At 73.8% G+C, this 18933-nt stretch carries 17 protein-coding genes and 1 riboswitch; of the genes, 8 read left to right on the forward strand and 9 right to left on the reverse strand.

What is annotated here, in order from left to right:
- The first annotated feature begins 31 nt into the window (after positions 1 to 31).
- From ABD340_RS06835 to thiI, 5 genes are all read left to right on the forward strand, one after another.
- The gene (locus ABD340_RS06835) at positions 32 to 1003 is read left to right on the forward strand and encodes a TIGR04222 domain-containing membrane protein (protein ID WP_344587692.1); all 972 of its coding nucleotides are present in this window, start codon (positions 32 to 34) and stop codon (positions 1001 to 1003) included.
- 62 nt (positions 1004 to 1065) lie between these two features.
- Positions 1066 to 1881: an MbnB/TglH/ChrH family RiPP precursor modification enzyme gene (locus tag ABD340_RS06840; RefSeq protein ID WP_344587693.1), complete on the forward strand. Its 816-nt coding sequence runs from the start codon at positions 1066 to 1068 to the stop codon at positions 1879 to 1881.
- Complete coding sequence (locus ABD340_RS06845) at positions 1878 to 2339, forward strand: SCO6045 C-terminal-like domain-containing protein (RefSeq protein WP_344587694.1); 462 nt, start codon at positions 1878 to 1880, stop codon at positions 2337 to 2339. Before ABD340_RS06840 ends, ABD340_RS06845 begins: the two co-directional genes overlap by 4 nt.
- Positions 2340 to 2508: 169 nt before the next feature.
- The gene (locus tag ABD340_RS06850) at positions 2509 to 3534 is read left to right on the forward strand and encodes a 6-phosphofructokinase (protein WP_344588083.1); all 1026 of its coding nucleotides are present in this window, start codon (positions 2509 to 2511) and stop codon (positions 3532 to 3534) included.
- A 276-nt stretch (positions 3535 to 3810) separates the two neighbouring features.
- The gene (gene thiI / locus ABD340_RS06855) at positions 3811 to 5061 is read left to right on the forward strand and encodes a tRNA uracil 4-sulfurtransferase ThiI (RefSeq protein ID WP_344587696.1); all 1251 of its coding nucleotides are present in this window, start codon (positions 3811 to 3813) and stop codon (positions 5059 to 5061) included.
- 34 nt (positions 5062 to 5095) lie between these two features.
- Here the strand turns inward: thiI and ABD340_RS06860 are convergent, their stop codons facing one another.
- The 3 genes from ABD340_RS06860 to aroF form a co-directional block, all read right to left on the reverse strand.
- Positions 5096 to 5977: a DUF5954 family protein gene (locus ABD340_RS06860; protein ID WP_344587698.1), complete on the reverse strand. Its 882-nt coding sequence runs from the start codon at positions 5975 to 5977 to the stop codon at positions 5096 to 5098.
- A gap of 132 nt (positions 5978 to 6109) precedes the next feature.
- Entirely contained in the window at positions 6110 to 7084 is a 975-nt protein-coding gene (locus tag ABD340_RS06865) for an EamA family transporter (RefSeq protein WP_344587700.1), read from the reverse strand.
- A gap of 311 nt (positions 7085 to 7395) precedes the next feature.
- Positions 7396 to 8439, reverse strand: a complete 1044-nt coding sequence (gene aroF, locus ABD340_RS06870; RefSeq protein ID WP_344587704.1) for a 3-deoxy-7-phosphoheptulonate synthase — start codon at positions 8437 to 8439, stop codon at positions 7396 to 7398.
- Between the two features lie 258 nt (positions 8440 to 8697).
- Between aroF and ABD340_RS06875 the strand changes: the two genes are divergently transcribed.
- From ABD340_RS06875 to ABD340_RS06885, 3 genes are all read left to right on the forward strand, one after another.
- Positions 8698 to 9333 carry a sulfite oxidase-like oxidoreductase gene (locus tag ABD340_RS06875; protein WP_344587705.1) on the forward strand — a complete coding sequence of 212 codons (636 nt, stop codon included), beginning with the start codon at positions 8698 to 8700 and terminating at the stop codon, positions 9331 to 9333.
- Between the two features lie 112 nt (positions 9334 to 9445).
- Entirely contained in the window at positions 9446 to 10726 is a 1281-nt protein-coding gene (locus ABD340_RS06880; RefSeq protein WP_344587706.1) for a sensor histidine kinase, read from the forward strand.
- A gap of 94 nt (positions 10727 to 10820) precedes the next feature.
- Positions 10821 to 11666 carry a LytR/AlgR family response regulator transcription factor gene (locus ABD340_RS06885; protein ID WP_344587707.1) on the forward strand — a complete coding sequence of 282 codons (846 nt, stop codon included), beginning with the start codon at positions 10821 to 10823 and terminating at the stop codon, positions 11664 to 11666.
- A gap of 719 nt (positions 11667 to 12385) precedes the next feature.
- Here the strand turns inward: ABD340_RS06885 and ABD340_RS06890 are convergent.
- The 6 genes from ABD340_RS06890 to thiO all read right to left on the reverse strand — a co-directional run bounded on the left by ABD340_RS06890 (position 12386) and on the right by thiO (position 18797).
- A complete protein-coding gene (locus ABD340_RS06890; protein ID WP_344587708.1) occupies positions 12386 to 13237 on the reverse strand; it encodes a deoxyribonuclease IV in 852 nt (283 codons plus the stop codon).
- A gap of 78 nt (positions 13238 to 13315) precedes the next feature.
- A complete protein-coding gene (pknB, locus tag ABD340_RS06895) occupies positions 13316 to 15256 on the reverse strand; it encodes a Stk1 family PASTA domain-containing Ser/Thr kinase (RefSeq protein WP_344587709.1) in 1941 nt (646 codons plus the stop codon).
- 102 nt (positions 15257 to 15358) lie between these two features.
- Positions 15359 to 16363, reverse strand: a complete 1005-nt coding sequence (locus ABD340_RS06900; protein WP_344587710.1) for a DMT family transporter — start codon at positions 16361 to 16363, stop codon at positions 15359 to 15361.
- A gap of 127 nt (positions 16364 to 16490) precedes the next feature.
- Entirely contained in the window at positions 16491 to 17279 is a 789-nt protein-coding gene (locus ABD340_RS06905) for a thiazole synthase (protein WP_344587712.1), read from the reverse strand.
- Positions 17280 to 17281: 2 nt separating this feature from the next.
- The gene (gene thiS / locus ABD340_RS06910) at positions 17282 to 17527 is read right to left on the reverse strand and encodes a sulfur carrier protein ThiS (protein WP_344587714.1); all 246 of its coding nucleotides are present in this window, start codon (positions 17525 to 17527) and stop codon (positions 17282 to 17284) included.
- Positions 17528 to 17675: 148 nt separating this feature from the next.
- Positions 17676 to 18797 carry a glycine oxidase ThiO gene (thiO, locus tag ABD340_RS06915; protein ID WP_344587716.1) on the reverse strand — a complete coding sequence of 374 codons (1122 nt, stop codon included), beginning with the start codon at positions 18795 to 18797 and terminating at the stop codon, positions 17676 to 17678.
- A riboswitch (TPP riboswitch) is annotated at positions 18786 to 18901 on the reverse strand. (Overlaps the previous gene by 12 nt.)
- Positions 18902 to 18933 lie beyond the last annotated feature (32 nt).

Below are 18933 nucleotides of genomic sequence, written 5' to 3' on the forward strand. Positions count from 1 at the left end.
TGTAAACGGTTACTTGTCGGTGGAGGCGCCCATGGCAGGCCAGGTCGGGGGTCTTTCCTACTGGGTCTTTCTCGTGCTGCTCGCGGGCGGCTTCGCGGTGCTCCTGGCCGGGGGCGCCGTCGCCCACCGGCGGCTCCGCGTCGGGAGCGCGCCGACGCGCGACCTGCACCCCTACGAGCTCGCCTACCTCGACGGCGGCGGCCGGCACGCGATCACCGCGGCGCTGATCTCGCTGCGCGGGCTCGGGGCCCTCGACGCCTACGCGACCGGGCGGATCCAGCTGACGGGCCGGATCCCCGCGGCGCGCACGCCGCTGGACGGGGCGATCCTCGGGTCGCTGCGCGGCGCGCGGATGCCCAGCGTCGCCGCCGTCGCCGCCGACCCCCATGTGCGGAGCGCGATCGCGCAGCTGCGTGACGGGCTGGCCGCGCAGGGCGCGCTCATGGGCACATGGGAGCGGCAAGTGGCCCGGCTGACGCCCTGGCCGGCCCGGATCTGGCTGCTGATCTGGTTCATCACCGGGTGGGACGACGTGACGGGCGCGGACGCGGTCTGGTACCGGGCGATGCTGCTGGTGTTCTCCTGCGTGGCCCTCGCAGCGGTGTCGTTCACGGTCGGCGGCGGTAACGAGCGGACCCGCGCGGGGGAGCGGGCCCTGGAGGAGGCGCGCGTTCGCCACGCGCACCTCGACCCGCGCTCGCGGCCCGCGTACGAGGGCGACGCGGCGCCGATGGGCGTGGCGCTCTTCGGCACGGCGGCCCTGATGGCGATCGATCCGGTCTTCGCGCAGACCGTCGGCCTCGGCCGCTTCCTGGCGATGGCCGGGAGCTCGTCGGCGACGGCCTCATCCGGTTCGGGCGGGCCCGCCACCTGCTCGTCCAGCGCCTCGGTCTGCTCGTCCGGCGGCTGCGGCGGTGGCGGCTCGTGCGGGGGCGGAGGAGGCGGCGGCTGCGGTGGCGGTGGCGGTGGGGGCGGTGGCTGCGGCGGCGGGGGCGGCGGATGACCATGCGCGAACGTTCGGTGGAACGATGGGGACCCGGAACACCCGCAGGGGAGGACCTGAGCATGCTCGCAGGGTTCGGCGTGGGCATCGGCTGGCGGCCGGAGATCGCCGGGTTCGTCGAGTCGCTGCCCGGCCAGCGCTTCACCGAGGTGGTCGCCGAATCGGTGCACACCGCCCATCCGCCCCCCGAGCTGCTCGAGCTGCGCGACCGCGGCGCCGCGGTCGTCCCGCACGGGGTGAAGCTGTCCCTCGGCGGTGCCGAACCGGTCGCCGCCGAGCGCGTCGCGCACCTGGCCGAATGCGCCGAGGCGCTGCGCGCCCCGCTGGTCAGCGAGCACGTCGCGTTCGTGCGGGCGGGCGGGATCGAGGCCGGGCACCTGCTGCCCGTCCCGCGCACCCGCGCCGCGCTGGACGCGCTCACCGCCAACATCCGCCGCACCCAGGCCGAGCTGCCGGTGCCGCTGGCGGTGGAGCCGATCGCGACACTGTTCGACTGGCCCGACGCCGAGTACGAGGAGGGCGACTTCCTGACCGAACTGCTGGAACGCACCGGCGCCCTGCTCCTGCTCGACGTCGCCAACGTCTACGCCAACGCCCGCAACCAGGGCGAGGACCCGGTGGCGCTCCTCGACCGCCTGCCCCTGGAACGCGTCGCGTACTGCCATGTGGCGGGCGGCTCGCAGGAGGGCGGCCGCTACCACGACACCCACGCCGCCCCCGTACCGGTGGAGGTCCTCGACCTCATCCGCGAGCTGTGCGCCCGCCACCGGCCGCCCGGCTTCCTGCTGGAACGCGACGGCCGCTACCCGCCCGCCGCCGAACTGCGCGAGGAGCTCGACGCCATCGCCACCGCCTCCGGCCACGCCCCCGTCACATGAGCGGCCCGAACGAGCCCCTCGACGCGGGTCTGGCGGCGGCGCAGGAGGCCCTGGTCCGGGCGATCACCGCGGGCGGGCCGCTCCCGCCCGGGTTCGACCCCGCCGCCGTGGACGCCGCCGCGCGCAGCATCCTCTACAAGCGGGCGAGCGAGGTGGCCCGCACCTGGCCCGCGCTCGCCGCCTCGTACGGACCGGACTGGAAGAACACCTTCGCCGACTGGGCCGCGCGGCGTCCCACCAACGGATCGGTCCGCGACGCCTGGGACTTCGCGCGCGAGCACACCGGCGGGCTCTCCGCCGAAGCGGTGCGGGAACTGGCGCTCACCGACGCCCGGTTCCGGTACGACGGACGAGGCGAGCCGCGCCGCCGCAGGGCCGCGGTGCGGCGCGTCCCGGGCGGCGTGATCGTCCAGATCATGGGCCGCGCCCGGACGCTCGGCCCCGCCGCCCGCCGCTGACCCCCGGCTGCGCCGAACGTGCGCGGCACACCCCGCCGAAGCACTATGGTCTAGACCAATGGCGGCACGCCCGCGAAGTGCGGGAACGCACCATCGCGGGGTGCGCCGGGGACTAGGCTTGAGCTGGTGGAACAGAGGGAGGAGCCCGGTGTCTGTTGAGGGAGAGGGCATGCGCGTCGGAGTGCTGACCGGAGGCGGTGACTGCCCCGGCCTGAACGCCGTCATCCGCGCCGTGGTGCGCAAGGGCGTGCAGGTCTTCGGCTACGAGTTCGTGGGCTTCCGGGCGGGCTGGCGCGGCCCGCTGGAGGGCGACACCATGGCCCTCGACATCGAGGCGGTACGCGGCATCCTGCCGCGCGGCGGCACCATCCTCGGCTCCTCCCGGACCAACCCGGTCAAGGTCGAGGGCGGCGTCGAGCGGATCAAGGACAACCTGGCCGGGCTGGGCGTCGACGCCCTCATCGCCATCGGCGGCGAGGACACCCTCGGCGTCGCCCGCGAGCTGTTCGACAACGGCGTCAACGTGGTCGGCGTCCCCAAGACCATCGACAACGACCTCAACGCCACCGACTACACCTTCGGCTTCGACACCGCCGTCGGCATCGCGATGGAGGCCATCGACCGGCTGCACACCACCGCCGAGAGCCACCACCGCGCGCTGATCTGCGAGGTCATGGGCCGGCACGCGGGCTGGATCGCGCTGCACGCGGGCATGGCCGCGGGCGCCAACGTGATCCTCATCCCCGAGCAGCCGTTCGACATCGAGAAGGTCGTCGCCTACGTCGAGAGCCGGTTCAAGACCCGCTACGCGCCGATCATCGTGGTCTCCGAGGGCGCCCACCCGGTGGACGGCCAGATGCAGCTCCAGACCGGCGAGCGGGACGCCTTCGGGCACGTCCGGCTCGGCGGCATCGGGCAGCGGCTCGCCGACGAGATCGAGAAGCGCACCGGGAAGGAGGCCCGCGCCACCGTCCTCGGCCACATCCAGCGCGGCGGCACCCCCACCGCGTTCGACCGCGTCCTGGCCACCCGGTTCGGGCTCCAGGCCATCGACGCGGTCCGCGACGGCGACTACGGCAAGATGGTCGCCCTGCGCGGCACCGACATCGTCCGCGTCGGCCTGGCCGAGGCCACCAAGGAACTGAAGACCGTCCCGGTGGAGCGCTACGCCGAAGCCGAGGTCTTCTTCGGCTAGACCCGGGCCCTCCTTCCCCCGCCCCGCAACAACCTCGTTTTTCCCACTGCCCGGCCCGGAGCGGAGCGCCGGCGGAGTGGAGAGGACGGGCAGGCGTAGCGGAGCGGGTCCGTAGCGGAGCGCCAGCGGAGCGAAGGAGGCGCTTCGCTACGTCCCGGGGGGCGTGGGGGGTCGCCCCCCACAATGAAAGGGAACAGGTATCCGAGTCGCGGCGTTGCGGTCTGTGGGTCACACTAGAGATCGATCCCGTTTCAGGTCCGTCCAGGAGGATGCCGCATGCCGCCGCTCGACACCGCGATCGCCGCCGACGGCCCGCAGGCGGCCGACACCGGGCTGCCGGTCGACGGCGAGCCGTGCGTGCTGATCAAGCTGGGCGAGGTCGTCCTCAAGGGCAAGAACCGCGAGCTGTTCGAGAAGCGGCTCGCCGACAACCTGCGCGCCGCGGTCCGCCCGATCGCCCGGGTCGACGTGGTCCGCCGGCACGGCGTGATGATCGTCCGGACCAAGGACGCCACCGCCGCCACGGTCGACCGGCTGGCCGAGCGGATCACCGACGTGATGGGCATCGTCTGGGCGCACCGCGCCTGGCGGGTCGGCAAGGACGTGGAGAGCGTCGAGCGGGCCGCGCTGGAGCTGATGGCCGGGCGCGCGGGCACGTTCGCGGTCCGCGCCCGCCGCCGCGACAAGCGGTTCCCGCTGACCTCGACCGAGCTCGACCGCAGGATCGGCGCCGCGATCGCCGGCCGGTACGGCCTGCCGGTCCGGTTGAAGAACCCCGACCACACGCTGTCCATCGAGATCGACCGGGACGAGGCGTTCGTGTACTCCGGCGGGCTGCCCGGCCAGGGCGGGCTCCCGGTCGGGATGAGCGGCCGCGGCCTGGTGCTGATGTCGGGCGGGATCGACTCGCCGGTCGCCGCCTACCGGATGATGCGGCGCGGGCTGCGGGTCGACTACCTGCACTTCTCCGGCATGCCGTTCACCGGCCCCGAGTCGATCTACAAGGCCTACGCGCTGGTCCGCGAGCTGGACAGGTTCCAGGGCGGCTCCCGGCTGTTCGTGGTGCCGTTCGGCAAGGCGCAGCAGCAGATCAAGTCCTCGGGCGCCGACCGGCTGGCGGTCATCGCGCAGCGCCGGCTGATGCTGCGCACCGGCGAGCTGCTGGCCCGCCGGCTGCGCGGCGGCACGCTCATCACCGGCGACGCGCTGGGCCAGGTCAGCAGCCAGACGCTGGCCAACATCACCGCCCTGGACGACGCGGTGGAGCTGCCCATCCTGCGCCCGCTGATCGGCATGGACAAGATCGAGATCATGGACCAGGCGCGCCGGATCCGGACGCTGTCGATCTCCGAGCTGCCCGACGAGGACTGCTGCACGCTGCTGGCCCCGCGCCGGGCCGAGACCCGGGCCAAGATCGACGACCTGCGGCAGATCGAGAAGCGGCTGGACGTGGGCGAGCTGGCCGAGCAGCTGGCCGGCTCCGTCCAGGAGCACCGCCCCGTCTACGGCGACGACGCCGCCGCCTGAGCGCGGCCGGCCCGCCCGTTCGGCGGCCGGTGGCTCAGCGCGGGTCGGCGTCGGTCGGACGGGGTGGCTCGGGGCCGTCCGGGCCCATCAGCGTGAGCCGCTCCAGCCGGACGATGCGGAACCGCCGGCCCGCCACCGCGATCCCGTTGCGGCGGGTGGCGTCGGCCATCAGCGAGGCGGCCTCGGCGTACTCGGCCAGGTCGGCCTCGCAGGGCCGCTCCACCGCCGGGACCACGTGCCGGAAGTAGGTGGCCAGGGAGTCGCGCGTCTGCTGCGGCGTCTCGTGCAGCCGTCCCACCGGGAGCCAGCGCCCTTCGGAACGTTCCGCGACGGTGAACACCGGGGCCAGCTGCACCGGCGTCAGGAACGACTCCGGCGGCTCGGCGCCGGTCCGCGACGTGGCGTCCAGGAGCTGGCACAGCAGCTCGGCGGTGGCCAGATCGGGGATGGCGTGGCCGTCGCGCAGCAGGTCGAACGGGCGGCAGCGGGGCAGCCGGTGGTCTCCGGGCCGCGGGTCGAAGTCGGTGGGCCGGGGCGGCTCGGGGCCGTCCGGACCGGTCCGCACCAGCTGCTCGATGCGCAGGACGCGGAACCGCCGGCCCGCCACCGCCAGCTCGTCCACCGGGTCGAACCGCAGCCGCCGCCCGGCCGCGGCGAGCGGCCCGGCGCAGGTGTCCTCCAGATGGTCGGCGAGCATCTCCCTGGCGCCCTGCGGCAGCGGGTCGCAGGGGCAGACGACCTGCCAGCCGTCGGCGACGCGCTCGGCCGCGGTGAACAGGGCGCCGACCGCCACCAGCTCGGGGTAGGCCGCGATGGCGCGGCAGGCGTCCGCGAGCATCACCGCGGCGACCGGATCGACGCCGTCCAGGTCCTCGGGGAAAAGCCGCCCACCGGCGTCCCCCTCGCCCGTTGTCATGCCGGACATCATCCACTCCCGCGCCCGCCCTGCCCAGTGGTTCAGACCAATTTTTCGGAACCCGTTATCGGGGAGCGGCGGCGGATCGGGCGCGGGCCCGGCGGCCCGGAGCGGACCGCCGGGCCGTCCGGATCACCGCCGTGCGGGCAGGACCAGCACGAGCAGGCTCGCCACCAGCAGCGCCAGCCCGCCGAGCGCGACGCCGCCGAGCCGCTCGTCCAGCACCGCCACGCCCAGCACCGCCGCCACCGCGGGCTCGGCCAGCGTCAGCGTCGTGGCCGTGGTCGCGGGCGTGGTGCGCAGCCCGCGCGCGAACAGCACGTAGCCGCCCGCCGTCGTCACCACGCCCAGGTAGAGCGCGACGAGCAGGCCCGTGCCGCCGAGCACCCACCCGGCGGAGCCGGTCGCCAGGACCGGCAGCAGCAGCACGGCGGCCACCCCGAACAGCGCGCCGGTGACGGCCCGGCCCTCCTCGCCGCGGGCGATGAGAGTGGACGCCACGGTGGCGTACACCGCGTAGGACAGCCCCGACAGCACGGCCAGGCCGATCCCCAGCGGCTCGGCTCCGGCGTCCTGGCCGCCGGCGACCAGCGCGGCGCAGCCGGCGATCGCGCCCCCGGTCGCCAGCGCCCACCGGCCGCCGAACGCCGACTGCCGGGTGATCAGGCCGAGCAGCCCGGCGAACGCGGGCGCACTGCCGATGGTGACGACCGTCCCGATCGCCACTCCGGTGCGGGCGGCGGCGACGAAGAAGGCGATCTGGTAGACGGCGACCGCGACCGCTCCCACGCCCAGCAGGTGCCGGTTGCGGCGGGACCTCAGCAGTCGGCGCAGGCCCGTCCCGCGCGCGGTGAGGGCGGCGAGGGCCAGTAGCAGCACGCCGCCCATGACGATCCGGACGGCGGCGATGGAGGCGCTGGAGGCCTCCGGGACGAAGGTGCGGACGGTGCCGGTGGTGCCCCACAGGCAGGCGGCCGCCAGAACGTCGGCGGCGCCGCCCAGACGGCCGCCGGGACGGCGCGCCGCGGTTCCGGAACCCGCGGCGGAGTCATGCTCGGTGACGCGTGCGGACGTGTTGCGCACGGACGAGCGAGGGCGTACGGACATGGGAGGAACGCTCCTGAACTCGAATCGGTGAGAAGGATCCGGATTCGGGGCGCAGGAAAAAGGGACCGGGCGCGTGCGCGCCGGGTCCGCGGGAACTCAGAGGAAGGTCGCCGCGCCCCTTCAGGCGCGGGGCGGCCCGCAGTTCGGTGTCCAGTACTCCACGAAAAGCGAGGCTACCACCCGTACGGCGCCATGCCGCCGGGCCGGGCCGCGCCGGGACGAGCGGCCCCGGCGCGGCCCAGGCGGGGCCCCCGGCGCGGCCCACGCCCGCCGAAGGGGAGAGGCGAGGGACGAGGATCAGACCGGCACGATCAGGCCGGGACCGCGTCGCCGTCGGACACCGCCAGCGATCGGCCCACCAGCGGCGGCAGCTCCCGCACCAGCCGGGCCAGCTCGCGCAGGTCGCCGTCCACCAGGGCCTGCGGCCCGTCGCACAGCGCGGTCTCCGGGTGCGGGTGCACGTCGATGATCACGCCGTCCGCGCCGACCGCGATCGCCGCCCGGCTCAGCGGCAGCACCAGGTCGCGGCTGCCGCCCGAGTGCGAGGGGTCCACGATCACCGGCAGGTGGGAGAGGCGCTGGGCGACCGGCACCGCGGAGATGTCGAGGGTGTTGCGGGTGGCCTTCTCGAAGGTGCGGATGCCCCGCTCGCACAGCACGATGTCGAGGTTGCCGCGCTGGGCGATGTACTCGGCGGCCATCAGCCACTCCTCGATGGTGCCGCTCATGCCGCGCTTGAGCAGCACCGGCTTGCCCGACTCGCCGGCCGCCTGCAGGAGCGCGAAGTTCTGCGCGTTGCGGGTGCCGATCTGGAGCATGTCGGCGTACGAGGCGACCAGCTCCACGTCCTTGGCGTCCACGACCTCGGTGACGACCGGCATGCCGGTCTCCTCCCGCACGTCCGCCAGGATCCGCAGCCCGGCCTCGCCGAGCCCCTGGAAGGCGTAGGGGGAGCTGCGCGGCTTGAACGCGCCTCCGCGCAGCAGGGTCGACCCGGCGGCCTGGGCCATCTGCGCGGCCTGCAGGGTCTGCTCGGGCGTCTCCACCGCGCACGGGCCGGCGATCAGCGTCATGGTGCCGGGGCCGATCGGCACTCCGCCCACCCGCACCACCGAGCGCTCGGCGTGGTTCTCCCTGCTGACCAGCTTGTAGGGGACCGAGATCCGGATGACGTCGCTGACCCCGCCCATCCCGCGCAGGTTGAGCGAGCCGAACTGCTGGACGTCCCCGACCAGCCCGACGATGGTGCGCTCCACCCCACGGCTGACGAAGGCGTCCCCGCCCGCCGTCTCGACCAGTGAGACGACGGCCCTGATATCGGCTTCGGTGGCCCCCGGGGCCATGACGACGACCATTGTTTGTTGCCTCTCCTCATCCTGCCGGACCCGTCCGGGCCCGGCGAAAGCGCCCTGGAACGACGAAAGCCCCGGGCCGTGGTGGCCCGGGGCTCCTCGTCTCAGGTCTGTCAGCGCAGCGTCTGGCAGACCAGCCTGCCGGGCTGGTCGAACCAAAAGAAATACACCACGTTGCGCATGGGTCACAGCGTAGCGGATGCCGTGCCGGGGACCGGAGGGCAGGGGGCGAATATGGCTCAGCTCACTACGGATGGCAGTATGGCCCGAGTCATGTCCCGACCCGAACGCTCCTCAGACGACCGGCGGGATCTCCCGCCCGGGCAATACGTCCCTCGCGATTGGCCGGTCCTCCACTACGGCCCGGTGCCCAAGTTCCGTCCCGCCGACTGGGACTTCCGGGTGTTCGGCGCCACCGAGTCGGGCGGCCAGCACGCCTGGTCGTGGGACGAGTTCGACGCCCTGCCGCGGACCAAGGCCGTCGCCGACTTCCACTGCGTCACCAAGTTCACGATCCCCGACAACGAGTGGGAGGGGATCTCCGGCACCGCCATCGTCGAGCTGGCGCCGCCGCACTCCGACGTCACGCACGTGATGGTGTGGGCGGAGTACGGCTACAGCGCCAACATCCGGATGAGCGACTTCCTGGCCGACGGGACGATGTTCGCGACCCACCGCGACGGCGAGCGCCTCAGCCCCGATCACGGCTTCCCGATCCGCCTCGTCGTGCCGCACCTGTACGCGTGGAAGAGCGTCAAGTGGGTGCGCGGGATCGAGTACATGGTGAAGGACCGCCGGGGGTTCTGGGAGGAGCGCGGCTACCACAACGTGGCCGACCCGTGGCGCGAGCAGCGCTACTCCTACCAGGAGGACGCCGACGAGTCGCCGCCGCTGTGATCCGCGGGCCGCTGCGGGAACCGCGGCCCTGACCAGGTGTTCCCGGAGGGGGCCGGGCGGGTTGCGCGGTTGACGCCGCGCGGGCGCCGCGCTGGCGTTACCGTACGTTTCCATGTCAGCACTTTCCGTGTTCGACGTGGTGACCCATGCCGTCGTCACGGGTTCGGCCGTCTCCGCCGCCGCGCTGTGCTGGTGGCTGCGCGTGCGGCGGAGCGGGCTGGGCGCCGTGGCCGACGAGGTCACCTTCGCGACCCTGCACACCATCTCCCGGGCGGCGCCCTCCCTCCGCAACGGGCTGACCAGGGAGTCGGCGCGGAAGGCGGCCCGTGACCTGCGGTCGCTGCTGGGCGCCGAGGCGGTCGCGGTGGTGGCCGCCGCCCGGTCCGGGGAGGGCCGCGGCGCGGCGCGGGAGGCGGCGCGGGAGGCGGAGTGCTGCCGGCTGCTGGTCTGGGAGGGTGCGGGCGGCCCCGGGCACTCCGCGGACGCGCCCGCGCACGTCCGGCAGGTCCTGGCCACCGGCCGCGCCCGTGTGGTGCCGGCGGAACTGCTGTCCTGCGACGATCCGCGCTGCCGGATCCGGGTCGCCGTGGTGGCCCCGCTCGCCGTCGACGGCCGTGTGGAGGGCGCCCTGGCCGCCTACGTGGCCGGTGCCTCGGCCGCCCGGGTGCGGGCGGTGAGCGAGGTGGCCCGGTGGCTGTCGGGCCAGCTGGAGCTGGCCGAGCTCGACTCGTCCAGGACCAGGCTCGCCGAGGCCGAGATGCGGGCGCTGCGGGCGCAGATCTCGCCGCACTTCGTCTACAACTCCCTGACCACGATCGCCTCGTTCGTCCGCACCGACCCCGAGCGGGCCCGCGACCTGCTGCTGGACTTCGCCGACTTCGCCCGCTACTCCTTCCGCAACCCGCGCGACTTCACCACGCTCGCCGAGGAACTGCGCTCCATCGATCGCTACCTGCTGCTGGAACGGGCCCGGTTCGGCGACCGGCTGCGCTTCAGCGTGGAGGTCGCGCCCGAGGTGCTGCCGGTCACGGTGCCCTTCCTGTCGCTGCAGCCGCTGGTGGAGAACGCCATCCGGCACGGGATGGACGACGCGCGCGGCCCCGAGCCGTTCCACGTCCGGATCGTGGGCCGCGACGCGGGCACCGAGGCGGCGATCAGCGTGGAGGACGACGGCGCGGGCATGGACCCCGACCGGCTGCTGGAGATCCTCACCGCGGCCGGGACGGGCGGCTCCGGCGGCTCCGGCGCGGGCATCGGGCTGGCCAACGTCGACGAGCGGATGCGCCAGCTGTACGGCGAGGCGTTCGGGCTGACCGTCGAGACCGGGCTCGGCGCGGGCACCAAGGTCAATCTGCGCGTCCCCAAGAACCGGGCGGGCCTGTTCCCGAGGTGAGCGGGCTTCCGAGTGGGCCGGGATCGGCCATCTCGGACGACTCACCTAACGAAATCGATTGCGAGCGGAAAGTAATCGCGGGAAGGTCCTTATTATGCTGCGCGTCCTGGCGGTCGACGACGAAGTGCCGGCACTGGAGGAACTGGTCTACCTCCTGCGTGCGGATCCGCGGATCGATCGGGTCCACCGCGCGGGCGAGGCGGCCGGGGCGCTGCGCGACATGAGCCGGCTGCTGCGGGCGGGGGAGCGGCTGGACGCGGTCTTCCTCGACATCCGGATGCCCGGCCTGGACGGCCTCGACTTCACCCGGCTGCTCACCGGGTTCGCCTCGCCGCCGCAGGTGGTGTTCGTGACCGCGCACGACGACTGCGCCGTCACCGCCTACGAGCTGGGCGCCCTCGACTACCTGCTCAAGCCGGTGCGCCCCGAGCGGCTGGCCGAGGCCGTGCGGCGGGTCGAGGACGCGGTGCGCCGGGACGCGGCGCGGGACGAGGAGCCCCCGGACCGCGCCGAGGAGGACGAGATGGTCCCGGTGGAGCTGGCCGGGCGCACCCGGCTGGTGTCCCGGCGCTCGGTCACGCACGTCGTGGCGCACGGCGACTACGTGCGGTTGCACACGGGCGACGGCAGCTTCCTGGTCCGCATGCCGCTGGCCGCGCTGGCCCGGCGCTGGGAGTCGGCCGGCTTCATCCGGATCCACCGCAGCACCCTGGTCGCGTCGGCGCACATCAGCGAGCTGCACTTCGACGGGGGGCGCGCCGCCGTCCAGGTGGGCGAGGAGCTGCTCCCGGTGAGCCGCCGCCATACCCGCGAGGTCCGCGACCTGCTGATCCGCAGGTTCCGCAACGGCGACCCCGAACCGGAGCCGCGCGCCTCGGGCCCCACCGGCATCTCGCTCCGCTACGGGGCGGAGCCGGGCGCGGGCGAACGCCCGCACTGAGCCCGCACCCACTGCACACACCGCATCCGCTGATCACGCACGGCGACGACCGGTCGGCCCCCCGGGGACGTCCGGCGGCCGCTCATGCCCGCCTCCGGGTGTGTCGTCCCGGCTTTGCCTGCGCTTGGAGATCGTAGGTTCTGAGGCGCTTTCCGCCGCAGCTCTGCCGGAGATCTACGCTCTTTACCGCAGCTTTGACGGTCCGATAGGGAGAAGGTCGAAAGGGTGGCGCGGGCGGTCCAGGCCGTTGGATCGTTCCCAGAACCGCTCGTCCCGCCGGACCGACCGCTCATCTTTCCGCTACGCTACGTACAACGATGACTACTGACCGTTTATCGAGCGTGGTGGGTCTCCGGTCCCGATCGGTATCGATGGGGCCCTAGTGTTCTCAGTGGCACCGCGCAGCACGAGCCGGCGGACGACACCGGCGAAGCGCACCGCATCCGGGGGGAGCGGGCATGGTGCGGGGCCCGGCCCTCCACCACGAGGCGCCACGACGGCCGCGGCGAGATCCCCCGGCCCAAGACATAACTGGAGATCCGGCACGCGCCAGTCGCACGCCGGATCAGGAGCCGCCGGATCCCGTACCGGGGGGGTGGGATCAGGCGGCGTTGGTTCGGGCGTCGCTGAACAGTCGGGGGGTTGTTCAGCGACGCCCGGCCTCTTTTGGCCGCGGGGCCCGCGGCCAGGGGACGGTCGAGGCCCGGCCGGGCGCGGCGTCAGCCGTCGCGCAGGCGCTTGAGGGTCGTGATGTCCTTGGCGTGCGGCTCGGGGGCGCGGCCCGGGGTCTCGATGATGAAGGGGACCCCTGCCACGGCCGGGTGGGCGAACAGTTCGGCGAAGGGCTTCTCGCCGATGTGGCCGGCGCCGATGTTCTCGTGGTGGTCCCTGGCGGAGCCGCAAGGGTCCTTGGAATCGTTGGCGTGGACGAGCTTCAGCCGTCCCGCGCCGACCGTCGCCACGAGGGCTTCCATGGTCTCGGCGACGCCCCCGGCGGAGGCCAGGTCGTGGCCCGCGGCGAAGGCGTGGCAGGTGTCGAAGCAGACCCCGAGCTTGGGATGGTGTTCCAGCGCCTCGAAGAACGGGCCGAGCTCCTGCACCTTGGCGCACAGCATCTTCCCCTGGCCCGCCATCGGCTCCAGCAGCAGGTCGGGGCCGTCGTCGGGGATCTCCTCCAGGAGCGGTAGCACGTGCTCGCGCACCTGCGCCAGGGCGTCCTCGTACGACTGGCTGACGGCCGATCCGGTGTGGACGACGACGCCGCGGGCGCCGATGGCGCGGCCGCGTTCGAGGGAGTGGCGGACCGACGCGACCGACTTCTCCAGGGTCTCGGCGCTGGGGGAGCCGAAGTTGACCAGGTACGGCGTGTGCACGTAGACGGGGATCGCGTCCTGGCCGCGCAGCTTGGCGTCCTCGGCGGGCTTCCCCTCGGGGAGCGCCCAGCCGCGCGGGTTGGACACGAACACCTGGACGGCCTCGGCGCCGATCTCGGCGGCGTACTTGAGCCCGCCGGTCGCCAGCCCGCCGGCGACCGGGACATGCGCCCCGACGGGGCTCTTGAGAGAGGTCATAGCGCGCACAGCTTAGTCGCCGGCTCGGACAGTCCGGCCGGTTCGCCGGTTCGCCGGTCCGCGGGTTCCCGGCGTCCGTCAGCCCCAGATGGTGATCTCCGAGCCGCGCGGAGCTTCGCCGCCGACCGGGTTCTGGCCCACGACGCGGTTGCCGAACCGGCTGCCGATCTTGACGTCGAAGCCGGAGTCGCGCAGCGCCTTGCGGGCCTGGTCGAGCGGCTGGCCCATCACGTTGGGCACCGGGATCCGCTCGCCGTCGCCGCGGTCGCCGTCGTCGCAGAAGAACTCGCGGAAGAAGCAGTCGCGCTCGTTGACCACCAGCGTGACCTCGTCGCCGCGGGAGACGCCGGTACCGGGCTCGGGGTCCTGGCTGATGACCGCACCGGGCCGGCGGCCGTCCTGCTTCCGCTTCTCGACCTTGACGTCCAGGCCCATCCCGCGGAGCTGGTTCTCGGCCTCCTGGCCGTTGCGGCCCACCAGCGACGGCATCGACATGCCGCTGCTCACCACGATGTCGACCGGCTCGTCGGGGGACTGGCTCGTGCCGGCCCGCGGATCGGTCCGCATGACGCGGTCCTTGGCGACCTGCTGGGACGTGGCCTTGCTGACCTGGCCGGGGGTGAAGCCCTTGCCCCGCAGGATCCGCCTGGCCTCGGCCTCGGTCTTGCCGGCGACGTCGGGCACGTCCCGGGGCGTGCGGCCCTTGGACGGGGTCAGCGTGATCGTGCTGCCCTCGGTGATCCGCGCGCCGGGCCCGGGGGCGGTACTGGCGACCTGGCCCTTGGCGACGCGGTCGTTGAACACCGGTTCGGCCACCCGGACGTCGAGCCCGCCCTGCTCCAGCTGGTTGCGGGCGTCGGCGACGCGCATCCCGATGATCTGCTCGGGGACGTGGTCGTACTGCCCGGAGGTCTGGTACCAGACCGCCCAGCCGAGGATAACCGCGGCCAGCGCGCCGATCGCGATCAGCACATAGCGGCCGGTGAGGGCGCCGATGGCGCGGTCGGAGGCGGTGCGCCGCGGCGGCGGCGGTGCCAGGTTGGAGGGCGCGGTGCGGGCGTCGAAGACCCGGGTGCGGGAGTCGCCGGGCGGCGCCATGCCGGGGGCGGGCAGCACGGAGGTCCGGCCGCCGGGGGGCGGCATGGCGGTGCCCATGCGCGCGTCGAAGTCGCGGGGGAGGCCGGCGCACACCTCGGCCACCTCGGCCAGCATGGCGTTGGCGTCCTGGGGGCGGTGGCCGGGCTCGCGGGCGGTGGCGCGCAGGACCAGCACGTCCAGCCGGTGCGGGAGCCCCGGCACCCAGGTGGACGGCGCCGGGACGGCGTCGTTGACGTGCTTGTAGGCCACCGCGAGGGGGGTGTCGCCCTGGTGCGGCAGCTCGCCGGTGAGCAGCTCGAACAGCATGGTGCCGGCGGCGTAGACGTCCGAGCGGACGTCGGCGCTGCCCGACAGCACCTGCTCGGGGGCCAGGTAGCCGACGGTGCCGATGATCATGCCGGTCTTGGTCATGCCGGAAGCGGTCTCGGCCCGGGCCAGCCCGAAGTCGGCGACCTTGGCCTGGCCGTCCTCGGTGATCAGCACGTTCTCCGGCTTGACGTCGCGGTGCACCAGCCCGGCGCGGTGCGCGGCGCCCAGCGCGGCCAGCACCGGCTGCATGATCTCCAGCGCGGCGCGCGGGCCCAGCCGGCCCCGCTCGCTGAGCACGTCGCGCAGCGTGCGGCCGCGGACGTACTCCATGACCAGGAAGACGTGCTCGCCGTCGGTGCCCTGGTCGTAGACGGCGACCACGTTGGGGTTGGACAGCGCGGCGGCGGCCTTGGCCTCACCGATGAACCGGCGGACGAACTCCTCGTCGGTGGCCAGGCCGGCGTGCATCACCTTGATCGCCACAACGCGATCGAGCCTGGTGTCGCGCGCCAGGTAGACGGTGGCCATCCCGCCGCGGGCGATCCGGGACTCGATGCGGTAGCGCCCGTCGAGCACCTGCCCGATAAGTGGATCTGCGACCGTAGCGTCCATCACAGCGAGTGTAAAGGCCTTCCCGAGCGGATCCCATCAGCCGGGAGAATGACTCTCGGCCGATCTTGGCGGCGGGGTCGGGCCTTCTCAGGCCGCCACGCCTCATCGTAGGGCCTTCTCGCCCGTCCGTCCGGGATCTGAAGAACTTGGTCCGCAATTGAGGCTTTCGTCTGATTTGAGCGATTTTGGGGTGGAAAATTTTACCTTCGCGGCGGGTCGCGGACCTCGCCGCGAGACCGCGACGCCGGCCAGGCACAGCAGGCCGCCCAGGAGGGTCAGTGGGCCGGGCACTTCGCCGAGCGCCGCCCACGACATCACCACCACCAGCGCCGGGGCCGCGTACGTCGTCGCGCCCATCTTCCCCGCCGACGTGCGGGCCAGCGCGTACGCCCACGTGGTGAACGCCAGCGCGGTCGGGAAGACGCCCAGGTAGACCATGTTGAGCGTGCCGGTGAGGGACGCCTCGGGCACCTCGGCGGCCAGCCGCCCGGCGAACGGCAGGCAGGCCAGCGCCCCGATCGCGCACCCGAAGGCGGTGACCTGCAGCGCGCTGCCGTGCCGCAGCGCGGGCTTCTGGCTGAGCACGCCCGCCGCGTACGTCACCGCCGCGACCAGGCACAGCAGCACGCCCAGCACCGACGAGCGGCCCCCGCCCGACATCGACGCCCCGACCACGACCGCGCCGGTGAACGACACCGCCAGCCCGGCCACCAGCCGGCGCGGGAAGCCCTCCTTGAGCAGCCAGCCGCCCAGCACCGCGATCAGGATGGGCCCGATGTTGACGACCATCGCGGCGGTCCCGGCGTCCACCAACTGCTCGCCCCAGTTCAGCGCGACCGTGTAGAGGCCGAACCACAGCACGCCCGAGACCGCGATCCCCGGCCAGGCGGCCCGCGGCGGCCATCCCGCCCTGCGGACCGCGCAGATGACGGCGAGCGCCACCGTGCCCGACAGCAGCCGCCCGAGCGCCAGCGCGCCCGGGCTGTAGTCCTCGCCCGCCTTGCGGATCGCCACGAACGCCGAGGCCCACAGCACGACCGTGACCGCCGCGGCGGCCACGGCGAGACGCTCGGAACGCGGCCCGGCCGTTGTTTCGCCCTGTTCCATGCGCTGCACCTTAGATCGCCGATATTTCCACCAACACCGAACGATTCCGTGCGGTTCCGGTGGGATTCGCGCCCAGTCTCATGGCGCCGATCGTTCAGGTCCAGCGAATTCTCCTACAGGAGACGCTTTAGGGCTGCTTCATCGTCCCCTCCCACGGGGACGACGCCCGCGCGTACCGGCGCATCGGGATCCGCCCGGCCAGCCGCGCGAGCCGCCCGGCCTCCACCGCGTGCCGCATCGCCGCCGCCATCCGCGCCGGATGCCGCGCCCTGGTCACGGCCGTCGCCAGCAGCACCGCGTCGCAGCCCAGCTCCATCGCCAGCGCGGCGTCGCTGGCCGTGCCCACCCCCGCGTCCAAGATCACCGGGACGCCCGCCCGCTCCACGATCAGCTCGATGTTGTGCGGGTTGCGGATGCCCAGGCCCGAGCCGATCGGGGAGCCCAGCGGCATCACCGCCGCACAGCCCGCCTGCTCCAGCCGGCGCGCCAGCACCGGGTCGTCGTTGGTGTAGGGGAGCACCGTGAAACCGTCGTCCACGAGCTGCTCGGCCGCCTCGACCAGCTCGATCGGGTCGGGCAGCAGGGTGTGCTCGTCGGCGATGACCTCCAGCTTCACCCAGTTGGTGCCCAGCGCCTCGCGGGCCAGCTTGGCTGTCAGCACCGCCTCGCCCGCGGTGAAGCAGCCCGCGGTGTTGGGCAGCACCCGGATCTCGCACTCGCGCAGCACGTCCAGCACCGAGCCGCGGGCCGACGGGTCCACCCGCCGCATCGCGACCGTGGTGAGCGCGGTGCCCGACGCCCGCAGCGCCTCGCGCAGCACGCTCATGCTGGGCGCGCCGCCGGTTCCCGTGATCAGCCGCGAGCCGATCCGCTCGCCCGCGATGACCAGCGCGTCGTCGTTCTCGTGGGGGTCCACCGTCAGCCTCCCTGCACGGCGGTCAGCACCTCGAGCCGATCCGCCTCCGCCAGCGTCGTCGCGGTCCACTCCGACCGCCGTACCACCTCGTCGTTCAGCGCCGCCGCGACCCCGGACGCCGCCGGCCCGGACCGCCCGGTGACCCGGGCGACCGCGTCGGCGACGCTGGTGCCCGCGGGAAGCTCGCACGGCTCCCCGTTGACCACCACGGTGATGCCGGGCCGTCTCTCGCCCGCCCGCTCGGTCATGCCGCCTCCTCCTGGGGGGACGATTCGCGGTGGGGGGACGACCCCCCGCACCCCCCGGCAAGATCGCGCGACCGCCCTCCGGGCGCTCGGCCGGTCGCGCCCCCACACCCCCCGGCAAGAACCGCGCTCATGCCCTCGCTCCGCTCGGTCATGCCGCGTCCTCCAGCCGGTCGGGGGTGAACGGGCGGCCCGCCTCGGGCACGGTGCCCTCCAGCAGCGCCTCGGTGAGGATGTCGGCGCTGATCGGGGTGAGCAGGATGCCGTTGCGGAAGTGGCCGGTGCCGAGGACGAGACCGGGCAGCCCGGTCGGGCCCATCACCGGGGCGTTGTCGGGGGAGCCGGGGCGCAGCCCCGCCGACACCTCGACGAACTCCAGCTCGGTGATGCCGGGCAGCAGCTCCCGCGCGTCCCGCAGCAGCTCCCACAGCCCGCCGGCGGTCACCCGGGTGTCGAAGCCCATCTCCTCCTGCGTGGCGCCGACCACCACCTCGCCGTCGGCACGCGGCACGAGGTAGACCGGCGAGCCCTTCACCACCCCGCGGGTGCAGCGCCGCAGGAACGGCACGGCGGTGCGCAGCCGGATGACCTGGCCCTTCACCGGGCGGATCGGTGGAACGATCCCGGGCGGCAGGCCCCCGATGCCGCCCGACCAGGAACCGGCCGCCAGCAGCACCCTGTCGGCGCGGACCTCGGTGCCGTCGCGGAGCCGGATGCCCCTGGCCGCGTCGTCCGCCACGATCACGGCGGCGGCGTGCTCGCGCACCAGCCGGGCACCGTGCCGCTCGGCGGCCGCCAGCAGCGCCGGCGCCAGCCGCCGCGGGTCGATCGCGCCGTCCCGGGGGGCCAGCAGGCCGCCGCGCACGCCCGGCGCCAGCATCGGCTCCAGCCTGCGGCACTCGCGGCCGCTCAGCGCCTCGGCGGGGACGCCCAGCGACTCCTGGAACCGCCGCATCTCGTCGAGGTGGGCCAGGTCGTCGGCGTCGAAGGCGACCTCCAGGATGCCGTCGGCGCGGTAGCCGGTGGGCAGCCCGGTCAGCTCCTCCAGCTCGGCGGCGAACGCGCCGTACCGGTCGCGGGAGGCCAGGCCGAGGCGCAGCAGCGGCTCCTCGCCGTAGGCCAGCTCGCTGACCGGGGTGAGCATGCCCGCCGCCACGGCGGACGCGCCGCTCGCGGGGGCCGGATCGATCAGCGTGACGGCGGCGCCGCGTGCGGCGGCGCGCCAGGCGGTGGCCAGCCCGATGACACCGGCACCGATGATCGCAATGTCCATCCCGCTCCCTTCGCCGGCATGATCCGGATCAGGTCCAAGCGGTCGGCGGCCCGTCGATAGCCGCCCTCTCAGCCCGGTCGTACCGGACTCCCGCGCATGTTCCCCCTAGCCTACGTCCACCTGCTGATTATGGGGC

The sequence above is a fragment of the Actinomadura vinacea genome, assembly GCF_039532545.1.
In the GTDB taxonomy this organism is placed as follows: domain Bacteria; phylum Actinomycetota; class Actinomycetes; order Streptosporangiales; family Streptosporangiaceae; genus Spirillospora; species Spirillospora vinacea.